This is a genomic window from Roseibium sp. (assembly GCF_050301095.1).
GTDB lineage: Bacteria > Pseudomonadota > Alphaproteobacteria > Rhizobiales > Stappiaceae > Roseibium.
The window spans coordinates 15,094-30,161 of the sequence record NZ_JBNKYW010000208.1; the positions used below are offsets into that span (position 1 = coordinate 15,094).

At 61.1% G+C, this 15,068-nt stretch carries 14 protein-coding genes; 3 read left to right on the plus strand and 11 right to left on the minus strand.

The window, feature by feature from the left end; all coding sequences use genetic code 11:
• Nucleotides 1-51: 51 nt before the first annotated feature.
• The gene (locus ACQY7U_RS18550; protein WP_428647585.1) at nucleotides 52-1,008 is read right to left on the minus strand and encodes a thermonuclease family protein; all 957 of its coding nucleotides are present in this window, start codon (nucleotides 1,006-1,008) and stop codon (nucleotides 52-54) included.
• 200 nt (nucleotides 1,009-1,208) lie between these two features.
• Between ACQY7U_RS18550 and ACQY7U_RS18555 the strand changes: the two genes are divergently transcribed.
• Both ACQY7U_RS18555 and ACQY7U_RS18560 read left to right on the plus strand, forming a co-directional pair.
• The gene (locus tag ACQY7U_RS18555; protein ID WP_428647588.1) at nucleotides 1,209-1,553 is read left to right on the plus strand and encodes a DUF952 domain-containing protein; all 345 of its coding nucleotides are present in this window, start codon (nucleotides 1,209-1,211) and stop codon (nucleotides 1,551-1,553) included.
• A complete protein-coding gene (locus tag ACQY7U_RS18560; RefSeq protein WP_428647591.1) occupies nucleotides 1,553-2,644 on the plus strand; it encodes a quinone-dependent dihydroorotate dehydrogenase in 1,092 nt (363 codons plus the stop codon). Before ACQY7U_RS18555 ends, ACQY7U_RS18560 begins: the two co-directional genes overlap by 1 nt.
• Before the next feature lie 12 nt (nucleotides 2,645-2,656).
• On the opposite strand, the gene ACQY7U_RS18565 is transcribed toward ACQY7U_RS18560, so the two are convergent.
• Nucleotides 2,657-4,009 (minus strand): MATE family efflux transporter, encoded by a 1,353-nt coding sequence (locus tag ACQY7U_RS18565; protein WP_428647594.1) that lies wholly within the window; start codon nucleotides 4,007-4,009, stop codon nucleotides 2,657-2,659.
• 151 nt (nucleotides 4,010-4,160) lie between these two features.
• On the opposite strand from ACQY7U_RS18565, the gene ACQY7U_RS18570 reads away from it, so the two are divergent.
• A complete protein-coding gene (locus ACQY7U_RS18570; protein WP_428647596.1) occupies nucleotides 4,161-5,093 on the plus strand; it encodes a histone deacetylase family protein in 933 nt (310 codons plus the stop codon).
• Here the strand turns inward: ACQY7U_RS18570 and ACQY7U_RS18575 are convergent.
• The 9 genes from ACQY7U_RS18575 to ACQY7U_RS18615 all read right to left on the minus strand — a co-directional run bounded on the left by ACQY7U_RS18575 (nucleotide 5,059) and on the right by ACQY7U_RS18615 (nucleotide 14,852).
• Nucleotides 5,059-5,334: a DUF6460 domain-containing protein gene (locus tag ACQY7U_RS18575; RefSeq protein ID WP_428647599.1), complete on the minus strand. Its 276-nt coding sequence runs from the start codon at nucleotides 5,332-5,334 to the stop codon at nucleotides 5,059-5,061. The two genes, ACQY7U_RS18570 and ACQY7U_RS18575, sit on opposite strands and share 35 nt — an antisense overlap.
• Before the next feature lie 564 nt (nucleotides 5,335-5,898).
• Nucleotides 5,899-6,987 carry an AraC family transcriptional regulator ligand-binding domain-containing protein gene (locus tag ACQY7U_RS18580; RefSeq protein WP_428647602.1) on the minus strand — a complete coding sequence of 363 codons (1,089 nt, stop codon included), beginning with the start codon at nucleotides 6,985-6,987 and terminating at the stop codon, nucleotides 5,899-5,901.
• Between the two features lie 153 nt (nucleotides 6,988-7,140).
• A complete protein-coding gene (locus tag ACQY7U_RS18585) occupies nucleotides 7,141-9,351 on the minus strand; it encodes a 3-hydroxyacyl-CoA dehydrogenase NAD-binding domain-containing protein (RefSeq protein WP_428647605.1) in 2,211 nt (736 codons plus the stop codon).
• Between the two features lie 17 nt (nucleotides 9,352-9,368).
• The gene (locus tag ACQY7U_RS18590; RefSeq protein ID WP_428647607.1) at nucleotides 9,369-9,752 is read right to left on the minus strand and encodes a cupin domain-containing protein; all 384 of its coding nucleotides are present in this window, start codon (nucleotides 9,750-9,752) and stop codon (nucleotides 9,369-9,371) included.
• 3 nt (nucleotides 9,753-9,755) lie between these two features.
• Nucleotides 9,756-10,964, minus strand: coding sequence for an acetyl-CoA C-acetyltransferase (locus tag ACQY7U_RS18595; protein WP_428647610.1), 1,209 nt, complete (start codon nucleotides 10,962-10,964; stop codon nucleotides 9,756-9,758).
• A 27-nt stretch (nucleotides 10,965-10,991) separates the two neighbouring features.
• Nucleotides 10,992-11,630 (minus strand): glutathione S-transferase family protein, encoded by a 639-nt coding sequence (locus tag ACQY7U_RS18600; RefSeq protein WP_428647613.1) that lies wholly within the window; start codon nucleotides 11,628-11,630, stop codon nucleotides 10,992-10,994.
• Between the two features lie 102 nt (nucleotides 11,631-11,732).
• Nucleotides 11,733-13,529 carry an acyl-CoA dehydrogenase C-terminal domain-containing protein gene (locus ACQY7U_RS18605; protein WP_428647616.1) on the minus strand — a complete coding sequence of 599 codons (1,797 nt, stop codon included), beginning with the start codon at nucleotides 13,527-13,529 and terminating at the stop codon, nucleotides 11,733-11,735.
• Nucleotides 13,530-13,887: 358 nt separating this feature from the next.
• Nucleotides 13,888-14,439 carry a DUF4865 family protein gene (locus ACQY7U_RS18610; protein WP_428647619.1) on the minus strand — a complete coding sequence of 184 codons (552 nt, stop codon included), beginning with the start codon at nucleotides 14,437-14,439 and terminating at the stop codon, nucleotides 13,888-13,890.
• The gene (locus ACQY7U_RS18615; RefSeq protein WP_428647622.1) at nucleotides 14,436-14,852 is read right to left on the minus strand and encodes a cupin domain-containing protein; all 417 of its coding nucleotides are present in this window, start codon (nucleotides 14,850-14,852) and stop codon (nucleotides 14,436-14,438) included. Before ACQY7U_RS18615 ends, ACQY7U_RS18610 begins: the two co-directional genes overlap by 4 nt.
• Between the last annotated feature and the right edge of the window lie 216 nt (nucleotides 14,853-15,068).

The following is a 15,068-nucleotide window of genomic DNA, read 5'->3' on the forward strand; positions in this document are numbered from 1 at the left end:
GGCCGGTCGAAATGTCATTTTCTTGCCCAGCCAACCCGGGAAGCACCGGGGCTATTGCAGCGGTATGGCCGGGGAAAAGTCCAGGGATATATCCGGTTCGTCGGAGAGGCCGTCCACGTCTTCCGCCTCTATGTCCTCAGCCCCCACCAGACCATCCGCATCCCCTTCAGCGTTTGCAGGCTGGCTCCAGTCCACAATTTCAGGCGCCAGGTCTTCCAGGCCTGGCAGGGGAGAATTGCCGTTGCTGGCCCAATTGCCGGAAGCTTCATCAGCCAGCCAGTCGGTTTGCCACTTGCCGAGCCGCTTGTTCCGGGCGGTCTGTGCGAGGTTGTCGTATTTGGCCGGAGCGTCCGGTGCCGGATCGGCCCAGCCGTAGCGAACCATGCGTTCGCTGAGATCAATGCTGCCCCGCTTGCAGGTGCCGAGGATATGCCGGGGCCCGAGTTCCTCGACCTTTTCGCAGTTGACCTTCAGATGCCGGATCAGGCCGCGCAGAAAGGTTCGTGCCCGTGCCCCGCAGGGCCAGTTGGCTCCGAGTTTCGTCTGGCAGGTCTCGTCGAAGGTCAGCGGCTTGATATGGGCAAGCGTGACGGTCAGCTTTTCGGACCTGATGTGGCCTGCATCCAGAACCTGCACCCGCACCAGTTCGATGGGGCCGTCCGGAACGGCATCGACGGGTGGGTTCTTCAGCTCCAGATAGCGTTTGGAGGGTTCGATCCGTTTCAGGCTGCCATGCACCCTCGGTGTCGACACGCCCTCCGGTGAAACATTGCGAATGTCATCGGGAAGAGGGGCGGCTTCGGCTGAAGCCTGGTCCGACGGCTGGCCGGATAAGGGGGGGGGTGCCGGACCGTCCGGCGCCCCGTCTTTCCGCGAAGCCTCCCGGGCGATCTCCGCCACGGATTTCTCAAGCGGCGGTTCGGGCGGTTCGGCAAGCAGAAGCCAGCCCAGCAGACCGCCGGGAACGGTCAGGATCAGGATTGGCGCCAAGAATGGCCGAAGTTTCATTCCGGGGTCGCTCGCAATTACTGGCCTGCCGGTTTCATTGAGGGCCGTCGAACCTCGCAGCCCGTCGAATCCGGTTTTCCAAACGCATAATACAAGACTTCCTTAAAAGAACTGGCAAGTCGTCTTGTCCGGCAATGGTCCATTGAGTAGTGTCCGGCCCGGTTCGCCGCAAGTCATAACAGGTTCAAGCAGGTGCGCGCATGACGCTGATATTCAAGATCGTCCCGAGGGTGCTTTGGCAGGAGGCGGTCGAGGCCGGTGTCTTCAAGGGGGCGCCGGTGGATCTGGCCGACGGCTACATTCATTTCTCCACCGGGGAACAGGCTCGGGAGACAGCGGCCAAGCACTTTGCCGGACAGTCCGATCTGCTGCTGGCCGCCTTCGACGCGGATGCCTTCGGGGACAAGCTGAAGTGGGAAGTCTCCCGCGGCGGCGCACTGTTTCCGCATCTCTACGATACCTTCGATCCAGCCGCGGCCCTCTGGGTCAAGGATTTGCCGTTGGCGCCCGGCGGCGATCACGTCTTTCCGGAGCTCGACCAATAATGCTGCGCCTTCTTGAACAAGCAGCCCTGAAGGGCCTGCAATGCCTTGACGCGGAAACGGCACACCAGGCAACCATCAAGGCCCTCAAGTCCGGCCTGATGCCGGGGCGCATGAAAGCGTCTGATCCGCGCCTGGCGGTAAAACTCTGGGACCTGAGGTTTCCAAACCCGCTTGGAATGGCCGCCGGTTTCGACAAGAACGGCGAGGTGCCGGATGCGCTTCTGCGGCTCGGTTTCGGCTACACGGAAGTCGGTTCCGTGACGCCGAAACCGCAGCCGGGCAATCCGCGCCCGCGTGTGTTCCGGTTGCCGGAGGACCAGGGGGTCATCAACCGTTACGGTTTCAACAACGAAGGCCACGAGGCTCTGCGCAGACGGCTAGATGCGCGCCGGACCTTGAGCGGTATCGTCGGCATCAACGTGGGGGCGAACAAGGACGCCACCGACCGGATTGCCGATTATGTTGCAGGGATATTCGCCTTTGCCGATATCGCCTCCTATTTCACCGTCAATATTTCCTCGCCCAACACGCCGGGCCTGAGGGACTTGCAGGCGCGTTCCGCGCTTGCGGAGCTTTTGACCGGCGTGATTTCGGCCCGGGACGAGTGCACGGAAAAGCTCGGCCGCCGGGTTCCGGTGCTGCTGAAGATCGCGCCTGACGTGGCCGACGACGACCTGTCCGACATCGTCGAGGAGGTCCTGGCCAAGAGTGTCGACGGCCTGATTGTGTCCAACACCACCATAAGCAGGGAAGGATTGAAGCCGACCGGTTCCGCGAAAGAAACCGGCGGGTTGTCGGGACGGCCGCTGTTCCGCAAGTCCACCATCGTGCTTGCCAGGGCGCGCAAGCTGGCCGGGCCCGATCTGCCCATCGTCGGTGTCGGCGGCATCGACAGTGCGGAAACCGCCTGGACGAAGGTCACCGCGGGCGCGGACCTTCTTCAGCTTTATTCCTCGCTCGTGTTCAAGGGGCCGGCCCTGATCAACGAGATCCTGACGGGGCTCGCCGCCAGGCTCGATGAACATGGTTTGTCGTCCCTGCGCGAAGCTCGGGATGCCAATGTCGAGGCCTGGGCAGCGGAAGAAGCCTGAGGCGTAGCGGTCTCAGGCGGCGACGAAGGTTTCCGCCGCCCGCTTGCGGCAGGCCGCCAGCAGGGTAAGGCCGCGCAAGCCCAAAAAGAGCTCCATGGCCAGCCACAGGCCGTGATTGCCGAGGACCGGAAAAAGCGCGTAATAGGCGGCGATAAAGACGGCAAGCGAGAGCAGCATCATGTTGCGCATGGTCGCGGACCAGGTTGCACCGATAAAGACGCCGTCCATCTGGAAGGCCAGCACGCCCAGGAGCGGTGCCAGGACCGCCCAGATCAGATAGGTCCGGCCGATCTCGCGGACTTCCGGCGCTGTTGTCATGAAGGCGATCAGGGCGGGACCGAAGACATAGAAGACCGCTGCAAGACCCGCTGCCATCGAAAAGCTCCAGAGGGCTGTGAGTTTCAGCGTGCGGTCGAAGGCGGGACGGTGGCGGGCGCCGACCGCACGGCCCGCGAGCTGTTCGGCGGCCGTGGCGAGCCCGTCCAGGAAATAACCGGCCACGAGAATGAATTTTTCAAGCACGGCATTGGCCGCCAGAACCGTGTCGCCCTGATCGGCCGAGCGGGCCATGAAGAAGGCATAAGCATATAGCAGGGCGAAAGACCGGATCATGATGTCCCGGTTGACCGCCATCATCCGGATCAGCAGGCGCCGGTCGAATACGATCGCGGCTGATGGCCAGGATCCCTTTTCGACGCTTGCCAGCACAAGCACAAGTCCGAGACAGGTCGCGGAAATTTCGCTCAGCACCGTGGCAAAGGCGGCGCCTTCCACGCTCCAGCCGAGCCCGACGACGAACCACAGGCTGAGCGCGATGTTGAGCCCGTTCAGGAAGAGCTGCAGGATCAGGCCGGTTCCGGCCCGCCCCATCCCGATGAACCAGCCGAGAATGGCGTAATTGGCCAGCAGGAACGGGGCACTGTAGACCCTCACATCAAAATAGCGGACCGTGGCCGACTGCACTTCCTTGCTGCCGCCGAGAAACCAGAGCCCGATGTCGCGGACCGGCGTTTGCACGGCGATGACGCAAAGCCCACCGAGGGCGGCAATGACGAGGGCCCGCAGCAGCGTTGCCCGGATTTCTTCTTCGTGCTGCGCACCAAAGGCCTGCGCGGTCAGTCCGGTCGTTCCCGAGCGCAGGAAATTGAAGGTGGTGAACACCAGATCGAATATGATGCCGCCAAGCGCAATCCCGCCAAGCAGCGCCGGATTGCCCAGGCGGCCAATGACCGCCATGTCGACCACACCGAGCAATGGCGTCGACAGATAGCCGAGCGTCATCGGGACAGCGATGGCGAGTACGGACCGATGCGTTACGGAAAAGCCGAGACTTGACGGATTGCCGCCGGCGTTGGGGTTGGACATTGTGGGCTCACTCTGGAAGGCAGATCTTCTTGTCGCGCTTGTCCGCCGTCGTCAATCGCTTTCCTTACATACCGGGTATTCGCTGGCACTCCGCTCATGGTCTGCCGATAGTGGGTGTCAGAACGGCTTTAGCACCTTATATTGCGCAAGAATGAGCCCGCCGATCGTTCACCATCCGGCCTATTGCGCCGACCTTCCCGCCAACCACCGGTTCCCGATGGACAAGTTCCGGGCCGTTGCCGAGCTGATCCGCGAGGAGGGGCTTCTGGATGGCAAACCGTTCTACCGGCCGCGTCCGGCGCCTTTCGAATGGGTTGCCCTGGCGCATGACCCCGCCTATGTCGATCAGGTTTTCAATGCGCGCGTGCCGGACAAGATTGCTCGGGAAATCGGCTTTCCGATGCGCGAGGACATCGCGCTGCGCGCCAGATGCGCCACGGGCGGTACCGTGTTGACCGGGTATCTTGCGCTCGAACACGGCATTGCCTGCAACACGGCCGGTGGCAGCCACCACGCAAGGCGTGCCCATGGCGCGGGTTTCTGCGTGTTCAACGATGTTGCTGTCGCCATCAGGGTAATGCAGGCGGACGGCGCTATCGGAAGAGCGCTGGTCATTGATCTGGACGTGCATCAGGGCGATGGAACGGCGGATATCTTTCAGGGCGATCCGGACGTCTTCACCTTCTCGATGCATTCTGAAAAGAACTATCCGGTCCGCAAGATTGCCTCTCATCTCGATATCGGACTGCCGGACGGAACCGGGGACGCGGCCTATCTGGCAAGGTTGCAAGAGGTTTTGCCCGGTCTCCTGGAAAGCCGGGCCTGGGACCTGGTGTTCTTCAATGCCGGTGTCGATCCTTACGAGCATGACCGGCTCGGCCGTCTTGCCCTGACGCGTGACGGCCTGCGCCGGCGGGACCGCTATGTCCTTGAAACGGTGCGCGCGGCCGGCTTGCCGTTGGCCGGGGTTCTGGGTGGCGGCTATTCGACGGATATTGGCGAACTGGCCGACCGGCACCTGACTTTGCACCGCACGGCCCGAAGCATTGTTACCGGGACCTTCCCATCGCGAGAATACGCGTGACCAGCCAGATCGGAACCACCACGATGGCGCCGATGACCAGGTAGTTTCCGAGGCGACCGAGCGCCCGGAAGCCCATGTTCCAGAGCCTTTCGATAAAGTCGACCGCCAGATTGACCAGATCGAGCGGATCGAGGTTCAGGGCTGACAGAACGATGCCGACGACAAAGGACAGAAACACGAGCCGCAACAGAACCTGGGCAGGAGACCCTCCCAAAAAGCGGCTCAGGCCGGTGTCGGACATGTGATTCTCCTGAATAAAACCGATTGGCATTGCTGCCTGCAAGTTAGGTACAATTCCGGAGAATTACAATGTGAGTGCCATCGTGCGGGGGCGCCCGGGAGGCGGAAGGTCTCCGGTCTTCGGCAGAATACCCTGTGTCGTGGCGTAAATGGCTAATTCCCTTACGTCGCGGGCCAAAGACACGGCCGAAACCCTGACGTAAGAAGAGGGAAGGGAACGTCGCCGGAAATTTGCCCAGTCCCACGCAGGCACATCTCCGGGGTTCCCGTTACCGGGGTCAAAGACAGGTGCCGGTTCTTCGCATTGCGCGGAATCGGCCGACAAGACACTCACGCCTCGGGGCCTGTGCCGGGAACAGGGATTGTTCTCCGCCCTGATACGACCGTTTCCATGGGATGCGGCACGGATGCCCGAATTGGAGTTTCGGATATTCGCAGGCAAACGACCTGATGAAAGGCACGGCAGTGGTTCGCCCGATCTCGCTGTCGTGCCGCAATTCCCGTACCCATCGGTCATGCTGTGATTGTTTGAAGTCGATCTTCCAGACCAGCCTCAACCGGCAACTCAGCCACTTGCCCGTTTTCTGCCGCTAGCGCGGACAGACGTGACTTTTTTCGGGGCACCGTGATCTCGTGGCTGCGTTTTCCCCCGGGCCTCCCGGACCTTCCTGGGCGACACGCCAAACCAGATCTTGACCGCGCGGGAAAAGGTACTGAGTTCGGAAAAGCCGAGAAGAAAGGCAATCTCCTTGAGCGGCAGATCCGTATTGCGCAAATAGCGCTCGGCGGCGGAGCGGCGGATTTCCTCGCTGAGTGCCCGGAAACTCGTCCCCTCCTTTTCAAGCAGACGCTGGACCGCTCGTTGCGACATGCCGAGCTTTGCCGAAATCTGGGGAAGCGTGAAGGATCCCTTGGGCAGGTTCGAGGCAACCTCGTTTGCTATCCTGGAAATGGGCGATTCCATATGACCGAACCATTCCAACTCGCTTGAAGCCGATTTCAGGATGATTTCATAAAGATGCGCATCGTTGCGGTGCAATGGGCGCGACAGGAGAGAACGGGGAAAGGAAATCCTGTTGTGTGTCGCGCCGAACCTGATCCGGCCCTGGTACTTTTTCTGGAACGCCGACGTGTGTTTCGGGGGCGGGGCCGCCAGCTCTATGAGAAGCGGCGGGTTTTTCATGTCGAGGGCAAGTTCAAGCTGCTGTACCGCCCAGCCGATGCGGGCGAACATGTTCTGTCGCCACTCGCCGCGGCCTTCCAGAATTGGCCACTCGACATAACCGCTGGTCTCGTCCTCCTCGAAGGCCATCCGGTAGGCGTTGGTGCGGATCGGGCAGAACTTGACCCAGGCAAGACAGGCGTCCCTCAGGGTCGGGGCGCAGGCGAACAGGTAATCGAAGATTGAGAAACAGCCGATGTCGACGTTGTTGAAGAGGTCGAACATGATTGAGTCATTGTCCAGAACCTCCGCAACATGCTCAAAAACGGCGTGCCATGCAGAGATCGGAACAACCCCTTGCGGGTCTTCGATGCTTGCCAGGTCGAAGTTGTAGTCGCGGGCCATCCGGGGCCAGTCCAAATCTGCATTTGAACACGTATCGCGCAGCACACGAAAGACGTCGGCGCGCGCCCATTCGCCCTCAACCGGCATTCACCTCTCCAGTCAATCCCTCCGTTGACAGCCGAAAATGGCACGACAACTCCCCGTTGATCAAGTTTTGTCGTAAATTGCCAACGTCATCCAAAAAGTAACTGATAAAAATAACAATGCCGCCTCCAGTGAGAGGCGGCATTCTTTTCAGGTTCAGGCAGCGTCTTTCTGTTTCACCTCTGCCTTTGGCGGAAACTTTCCGTAGAAGGTCTGGTTTTCCTTCGCCATCTCGCGCAGCAGCCTGTTCGGCTTGAAACGCGGGCCCCACTTTCGGGTGAACTTCTTGCAAAGCTCGACGAAAGCCGGTGTGCCCATCATGTCGATGTAGCTCAGCGTGCCGCCGGTATAAGGAGCGAAGCCGAAACCGAGGATCGAGCCGACGTCGGCCTCGCGGACGTCCGTCAGGCATTTTTCCTCGAAGATACGGGCGGTTTCCAGCGCCTGCATCACCAGAAGGCGCTGCTTCAATTCCTCGATGTTGAAACTGTCGGCCGGTTTCGGCTGGCCGACCACGTCCGGGATGCCCGGCCACAGGCTCTTGTCGCGGCCTTGATAGTCATAGAAGCCCTTGCCGTTCTTGCGGCCAAAGCGCTCGCGGTTGACCACCATTTCCTCAAGGATGTTGTCCAGCGGACCTTCGACATATTTGACGCCTAGATCCTTGCGGGTGGCCGAGACGATCTTCCAGGCAAGGTCCAGTGCGACCTCGTCACCGAGCGAGAGCGGGCCGACCGGCATGCCGGCCATCTTGCCCGCATTCTCGATCATGGCCGCGGGAACGCCGTCCGCCAGCATCATCAGGCCTTCGCGGATATAGGTCATCACGACACGCGAGGTGTAGAAGCCGCGGCTGTCGTTGACGACGATCGGCGTCTTTCTGATGGCCTTGATGTAGTCGAGTGCCAGCGCGAGCGCCCGGTCGGAGGTTCGTTTTCCGAGGATCACTTCCACCAGCATCATCTTGTCGACCGGCGAGAAGAAGTGGATGCCGATGAAATTCTTCGGGCGCTTGGAGGCCTGTGCCAGCGAGGTGATCGGCAGGGTGGATGTGTTGGAGGCATAGATCGCGCGGGATTTCATCACCGCCTCGGCCTTCTCCGTCACCGCCTTCTTGATCTCGCGGTCCTCGAACACGGCTCCGATCACCAGGTCGCAATCGGCGAGGGTATCATAGTCGACAGTGGCGTTGATTTTCGAGAGCAGCTTTTCCTTCTGCTCCTCGCTCGCACGTCCCCGTTTGATGGCTTTCGTCATCAACTCGTCCGAGTGGGCCTTGCCCCGGTCGGCGGCTTCCTGGTCGCGGTCGATCAGTACGACGTCGATCCCCGCCTGTGCGGTGACATAGGCAATGCCTGCGCCCATGAAACCGGCGCCGAGAATGCCGACTTTCCTGATCTTGTTCGGGCGCTGGTCGACGGGGCGGCGAGCCAGCTTGTTCAACTCCTGCATGGAGACGAACAGAGAGCGGATCATGTTGGCCGCTTCCGGCGTCTGAAGCACCTTGGCGAAGTAGCGGCTTTCCACCTGAAGGGCGAGGTCCATCGGCAGCTGGAGGCCTTCGACGACGGAGTGGAGCAGGTAGCGGGCGCCGGGATAGTTGTCGAAGGTCTCGCGGCGGTAAATCGCATTGGCCGCCGGCCAGAACTGGAAACCCGCCGGGGAGTAGACCTTGCCGTTGGGCAGCTTGTAGCCCTTCTTGTCCCAGTCCTTGACGGGATCGAGACCGGCCTTCAGCAGCTTCTTGGCGGTCGCTACCAGTTTTCGGGTACCGGTGACCTCATCGACCAGTTTCATCTGCCTGGCCTGCGGCGCGCGCAGGGTGCGGCCCTGGAGCAGGAACTGCATGCCCTGCTGGCCGTCGGTCATGCGCATGACGCGCTGGGTGCCGCCGGCGCCCGGAAAAAGGCCGACCTTCACTTCCGGCAGGCCCATCTTCAGACCTTCATCGACCACGCGGGCGTGGCAGGCAAGCGCCAGTTCCGTGCCGCCGCCCATGCAGGTGCCCGAGACAGCCGCGACGAAGGGTTTGCCGCAGGTTTCCAGCTTGCGGTAGACCTGCGACAGCTTGCGGGAGCCTTCGAAGAGCGCCCTGGCAGCGGCTTCCGGGTCGTTGCCGCGCTTGACGTGGAAGTCCTTCAGGAGACCTTCCAGCATGGTCAGGTCCGCGCCGCCGGAAAAGGCGGACTTGCCGGACGCAATGACGGCGCCCTTGATGGCTTCGTCACTCGCAACCTGATCGACGATGGCATCGAGTTCCTCCATGACGGACATGTCGATGACGTTCATCGACTTCTCCGGCATGTCCCAGGTGATCAGGGCAAAGCCGTCTTCATCGGTTTCAACGGTAAAGTTCTTGTAATTCATTTGAAATCCTCCTCGGGTCAGGCGTCGGTCGAGCGAAGGTGGGCGCGCTGTTGCGCTGCCGTCTTCGTGCCTTCGACGACAACGTCGCCTGTGTGTTTGGTCTCGGCCGGTTCGAACAGCATCACCCAGCACTCGTCTGCCGCCAGCGGGTTATGCTCGACGCCTTTCGGCACCACATGCATGTCGCCCACATTCAGGACGACATCGTCGCGGTCGCGGTAGCGGATGGTCAGGCTGCCCTTGACGATGAAGAACAATTCGTCTTCGTTCTCATGGTCGTGCCAGACGAATTCACCCTTCAGCTTGGCGAGCTTGACGCTCTGATCGTTGACGTCGGCCACCACGCGCGGTGACCAGTAATCGGTGATCTCGGCGAACTCCTTGTCGATGTTGCTTATCATGACTCAGACCCGCTCGATGATGGTGGCCGTGCCCATGCCCGCCCCGATGCACAGCGTGACGATCGCGGTGTTGAGGTCGCGGCGTTCCAATTCGTCCAACACCGTGCCGAGGATCATGGCGCCGGTGGCTCCGAGCGGATGGCCCATGGCAATGGCGCCGCCGTTGACGTTGACGGTTTCCGGGTCGAGATCGAAGGCCTGCTGGTAGCGCAGGACCACGGAGGCGAAGGCTTCGTTGATCTCGACGAGGTCGATGTCCTTCATCTCCATCCTGGCATTCTTCAGGAGCTTTTCGGTGACATCCACCGGTCCGGTCAGCATCAGCGCGGGTTCCGAACCGATATTGGCAAAGGCCTTGATCCGGGCTCGCGGTTTCAGGCCGCAGGACCGGCCAGCCGTGCTGGAGCCGATCAGGACCGCGGCGGCACCGTCAACGATGCCGGAGGAATTGCCTGCGTGGTGGACGTGCCTGACGGCCTCCACTTCCGGGTGCGCCTGGATGCCGACTGCATCGAAACCGCCCATCGCGCCCATCATCTCGAAGGACGGGTTGAGGGAGGCGAGGGACTGCATGTCGGTTTCGGGCCGCATATGTTCGTCACGGTCCAGGATCGTGATGCCGTTGATGTCTTTCACCGGCACCACGGAATTTGCGAAGCGGCCTTCGGCCCAGGACGCACCGGCTCGTTTCTGGCTTTCAACCGCGTAGGCATCGCAATCGTCGCGGGAAAAGCCGTATTTGGTCGCGATCAGGTCGGCGGACACGCCCTGCGGCATGAAATAGGAGGGGATGGCGACCTGGGGTTCGATCGGCCAGGCGCCGCCCGACGCGCCGATGCCGACGCGGCTCATGCTTTCCACACCGCCAGCCACCACCAGCTTGTGCTGGCCCGCCATCACCTGCGCGGACGCCGTGTTGACCGCGTCGAGGCCGGAGGCGCAAAAGCGGTTGATCTGCATGCCCGGAACCGACTTGTCGTAACCAGCCGCAAACACCGCAGCCCGGGCGATGTCACCACCGGCTTCCCCGACAGGATCGACACAGCCGAGGATGACATCGTCAACCCTGGTGGTGTCGAGGGCGTTGCGGTCACGGATCGCCTCCAGCGCGGTCGCCGCAAGGCGGACGGCCGGCACCTCGTGCAGGGCTCCGTCCTTCTTGCCGCGGCCACGCGGGGTCCGCACATGGTCGTAGATGTAGGCTTCGGGCATCAGATCCTCCTCTAAGAGAGCTTGTCCTCAGCTTGCGTCCGGCATCGGATGGCCGGGCATGAGGTCATAGGGGTGTTTCCAGCCGGGCAGGGACTTGATGCGTTCCAGCCAGGCAATGACATTCGGGTAGTCGTTCAGGTCGATACCGAGCTCGCCCTCGTAGAAGAGGTAGCTGCACAGCGAGAAATCTGCGCTTGTCGGCTTCGAGCCAATGGCGAATTCGTTGGTCGAGAAATGCTTGTCGAGAATGGTCAGCGCGGCTCTGGCCCGGCCGTCCAGCCACTTGGTTACTTCCGTCTCGCCGGTCTTGATGAGCGTGCGCAGGAAGCGCAAGGGCCCGAGCATGCCGGAGACCTTCTGGTTGTCGAAGATGGTCCAGCGCAGGATGTCGCGCCGTTCCTCGTCGTTGTCCCATCCGAACTTGCCGAATTTCTCGAACAGTACATCCATGATGACGGCCGACTGGGTCAGGATACTGTCGCCCTGCACCAGTACCGGTACTTCACCCATTTCGTTCAAGGTGCTGCGAAACTCTTCCGTGCGGGTTTCCCCGTTGAAGAAATCGACCCAATGCGGCTCCCAGTTGGCACCGCACAGCTCCAGCATCAGGGCAACCTTGTAGGAATGCCCCGACTGCGCCATGCAATGTAAAACGTATTCAGCCATAACTTGAAATCTCCCTGGCAATTCGAATCCGGCGCGACTATAGCCGCCGGACCCGAAGCGCGGGTTCAAATTTCCGCCAGCTTCGCGACTGGCGGGGAGGCATCAGAAGGCGTCGGCGTCGAGTGACATCATGGTTTCAGACCCTGCGGAGATCCGGGCGAGGTGGGCGGACGTTTCCGGCATTGTCCGTTCCATGAAGAACGTGCCGAAGGCCAGCTTGTTCTCCAGCCATCCGGTCCTGTCGCCGGCGCCGCCTGCCAGCTGGTCCTTGATCGTCCTGGCGATCTTCGTCCACATGTAGCCGAGGGCGACCAGCCCGAAGAGGTGCATGTAGTCGACCGAGCCGGCCCCGGCGTTGTCAGGGTTCTTCATGGCGTTGTTCATGAACCACATGGTGGCGGCCTGAAGGTCGTCCGCGCCTTTTTTCAGCGGACCGGTGAAGGCGGCCAGATCCTCGTTGTCCTTGTTTTCCTTCAGGAACGTGTTGAGTTCGTTGAAGAAACTCATCACCGCGCGGCCACCGTTCGCCGGCAGCTTCCGGCCGACGAGATCGAGCGCCTGAATGCCGTTGGCCCCCTCGTAGATCATGGCAATGCGGGCATCGCGGACAAACTGTTCCATGCCCCATTCACCGATGTAGCCGTGACCGCCGTACATCTGCTGGGCATTGACGGCATTGGCGAAACCGGTGTCGGTCAGCACGCCTTTCAGGACCGGGGTCATCAGGCCCATCATGTCGTCGGAGAACTGCCTTGCGCTCTCGTCGTCGGAACGGTGCGCGACATCGCCGTGAAGAGCGGTCCAGATCACCAGGGCCCGGGCGGCCTCGTTGAAGGCGCGGATGGACATCAGCGTCCGGCGCACGTCCGGATGGACGATGATCGGATCGGCCGCCTTGTCCGGGTTCTTCGGCCCGGTGAGCGAGCGGCCCTGCAGGCGGTCCTTCGCATAGGTGACGGCGTTCTGATAGGCGACTTCGGACTGGGCGAGGCCCTGAACGGCAACGCCGAGGCGGGCCTCGTTCATCATGGTGAACATGGCCTTGAGGCCCTTGTTCTCCTCGCCGACCAGCCAGCCGGTGGCATTGTCGTAATTCATGACGCAGGTGGCGTTGCCGTGAATGCCCATCTTGTGTTCGATGGAGCCGCAGGAAACGCCGTTGTTTTCGCCGACCGAACCGTCTTCGGCGACGTTGTTGCGCGGAACCACGAAGAGCGAAATGCCCTTGGTGCCTTCCGGCGCGCCTTCGATCCGGGCAAGCACCAGGTGAACGATGTTCCCCGCCATGTCGTGCTGACCGGCGGAGATGAAGATCTTCGTTCCGGTGATCTTGTAGGAACCATCGCCCTGCGGCACTGCCTTGGTGCGGATGAGACCGAGATCCGTGCCGCAATGCGGCTCGGTCAGGTTCATGGTACCGGTCCAGGTGCCTGAGATCATGTTGGGCAGGTATTTCTGCTTCAGCTCGTCCGTGCCGTGCAGGGTGAGCGCCGCGACGGCACCGGCGGTCAGGCCCGGATACATGGCAAAGGCCATGTTGGCGGAAGAGGCAAATTCGTTGAAAACCGTGGCCAGCGTATGCGGCAGTCCCTGTCCGCCATAGTCCGGATCCGCCGAGAGCGTGCCCCAGCCGCTTTCGCAGAAGGCCCTGTAGGCTTCGTTGAAGCCTTTCGGCGTTGTTACCGTGCCATCGTCGTTGCGGGTGCAGCCTTCCCGGTCGCCGGTCTGGTTAAGCGGTTGCAGGACTTCCTCGGCAAATTTGCCGCCTTCGCGCAGGATCGCCTCCACAAGATCGAGTGGAGCATCGGAAAAGCCCGGCAGGTTGGAATAGCGTTCGTAGCCAAATACGTCCTTGAGAAGGAAAAGCGTATCGTCGACAGGCGCGGTGTAGCTCGGCATGGAAATCCTCCCAGATCTGCCGTTTCACTTCCTGACCTTACGTTTCCGTAAACGTCATGTTGAGATCTATATACGCGGCTTGATGTGCTCCGTAAAGTGGTGTCCCAACGGAAGGACTCACAAAAATTTACGCCCAAAACATGCGTTTGGGAACGATTTTGAGGTTTCCACGACACGGATTCGTGTCGCGGGGTCACGTTTTTTGGAAATTTCGAGTTTTGACCGTTTTCCTGCCGGAACCACATGTCCGGCAGGTCAGGCAACTTTTGGGAGGCGATTCCTGCTGTTTCAACCGGTCTTCGGGCTATAGAACGGGCACAAGCCGTCACTAAAGTCGTGCAACTCGAGGGGCAGGAGCTTACGGCAAGGCAACATAACCCACGTCGTAGACCTGGCTGTGCCCGCAGATGCTTTCCGGAGGCAACCGGTAAAGGCCAAAGCGCATGAGCGTCCAGGTGGAGGGGTCGAAGGCTGTCACAAGAGCAAGGGTGCCGTCGGTTTCAAGCGCTCGTTGCGCGGATCCGATCTCCGCTGCGCGCAGGGCCAGCAGATCGCTGTGCGGTCTGATCGGCTCGATGTCGCGGCAGGCAACCCGAGCCTCGCGCAGACCCTGGCCAAGAGCGGCGTGCCAGACAATGTAAGTCTTTGCCTCCGGCCAGCCGAAGTCCCGGGTGAGGGTCTCAAACCCCGGTCCCGTGAGGAATTTGTCGACGCCCGCCGGAGCGTTCCAGAGATAGAAGGGGGCGTAGAGATTGTCGGCGCTGCCTTTGCTCCTGTCCGCCGAGAGATAGGCCTTGAAGCGCAGGTCGGGAAAGCCGTCGAGAAGATGTCCCTTCTCCCGAATGCGCCGTTCGATGATGTCCATGTCATAGTCAGCCGGCAGGGTGAAGCCGTATTGCATCGCTATCATCTGGTTTCTCCGTCTTCATCGACCGGCTCCATCCAGTCGACCGCGGTGCCGTTCTTCACTGCCTGAATGCTGATGTAGCTGAATGTGTTGTCCGGCGCAGCGCCGTGCCAATGCGGCTCGTCCGGGGCGAACCAGACACAATCGCCGGGGCGTAGTTCCTCGACGGGGCCGCCGCGACGCTGCGCGTGGCCAACACCTTTCAGGACGAACAGGATCTGGCCTCGCGGGTGGGAATGCCAGTTTGTCCTGATGTCCGGGCCCACCACGCAGCGCATGGCGGTGTTTTCGCCTTCGGTCTTGCTGCTGAAAAGCATTTCAACCCAGAAAGGGCCGGTCGAAATGCCGTCCGGCGATGCTTTTGCGTCTGTGCCCGCGCGGTGATTTGTCATTTCGCCCGGACAGGCGTCGTTCATGTCGAATGTACCGCTCATGTGTGTCTTTCCGTCTTGGTAATTGAGGCCTCCGGCACCGGAGTCGATTGACGGCGTCACGCTATCCGGCAAGGATAGTTCTGAAAATCAGGAAATATTTGACATTAAGTTCGTAAATTCAGGAAGGTTATATGCGGCTGACAAATTTCGACATGGATGCCCTGCGCACCTTTGCGACAGGGATCGACCTCGGGTCAT

Excerpts from the sequence above, each read along its gene's own strand:
- ACQY7U_RS18550 (WP_428647585.1), bottom strand. The coding sequence starts at position 1,008 with ATGAAACTTCGGCCATTCTTGGCGCCAATCCTGATCCTGACCGTTCCC.
- ACQY7U_RS18555 (WP_428647588.1), top strand. The coding sequence starts at position 1,209 with ATGACGCTGATATTCAAGATCGTCCCGAGGGTGCTTTGGCAGGAGGCG.
- ACQY7U_RS18560 (WP_428647591.1), top strand. The coding sequence starts at position 1,553 with ATGCTGCGCCTTCTTGAACAAGCAGCCCTGAAGGGCCTGCAATGCCTT.
- ACQY7U_RS18565 (WP_428647594.1), bottom strand. The coding sequence starts at position 4,009 with ATGTCCAACCCCAACGCCGGCGGCAATCCGTCAAGTCTCGGCTTTTCC.
- ACQY7U_RS18570 (WP_428647596.1), top strand. The coding sequence starts at position 4,161 with ATGAGCCCGCCGATCGTTCACCATCCGGCCTATTGCGCCGACCTTCCC.
- ACQY7U_RS18575 (WP_428647599.1), bottom strand. The coding sequence starts at position 5,334 with ATGTCCGACACCGGCCTGAGCCGCTTTTTGGGAGGGTCTCCTGCCCAG.
- ACQY7U_RS18580 (WP_428647602.1), bottom strand. The coding sequence starts at position 6,987 with ATGCCGGTTGAGGGCGAATGGGCGCGCGCCGACGTCTTTCGTGTGCTG.
- ACQY7U_RS18585 (WP_428647605.1), bottom strand. The coding sequence starts at position 9,351 with ATGAATTACAAGAACTTTACCGTTGAAACCGATGAAGACGGCTTTGCC.
- ACQY7U_RS18590 (WP_428647607.1), bottom strand. The coding sequence starts at position 9,752 with ATGATAAGCAACATCGACAAGGAGTTCGCCGAGATCACCGATTACTGG.
- ACQY7U_RS18595 (WP_428647610.1), bottom strand. The coding sequence starts at position 10,964 with ATGCCCGAAGCCTACATCTACGACCATGTGCGGACCCCGCGTGGCCGC.
- ACQY7U_RS18600 (WP_428647613.1), bottom strand. The coding sequence starts at position 11,630 with ATGGCTGAATACGTTTTACATTGCATGGCGCAGTCGGGGCATTCCTAC.
- ACQY7U_RS18605 (WP_428647616.1), bottom strand. The coding sequence starts at position 13,529 with ATGCCGAGCTACACCGCGCCTGTCGACGATACGCTTTTCCTTCTCAAG.
- ACQY7U_RS18610 (WP_428647619.1), bottom strand. The coding sequence starts at position 14,439 with ATGATAGCGATGCAATACGGCTTCACCCTGCCGGCTGACTATGACATG.
- ACQY7U_RS18615 (WP_428647622.1), bottom strand. The coding sequence starts at position 14,852 with ATGAACGACGCCTGTCCGGGCGAAATGACAAATCACCGCGCGGGCACA.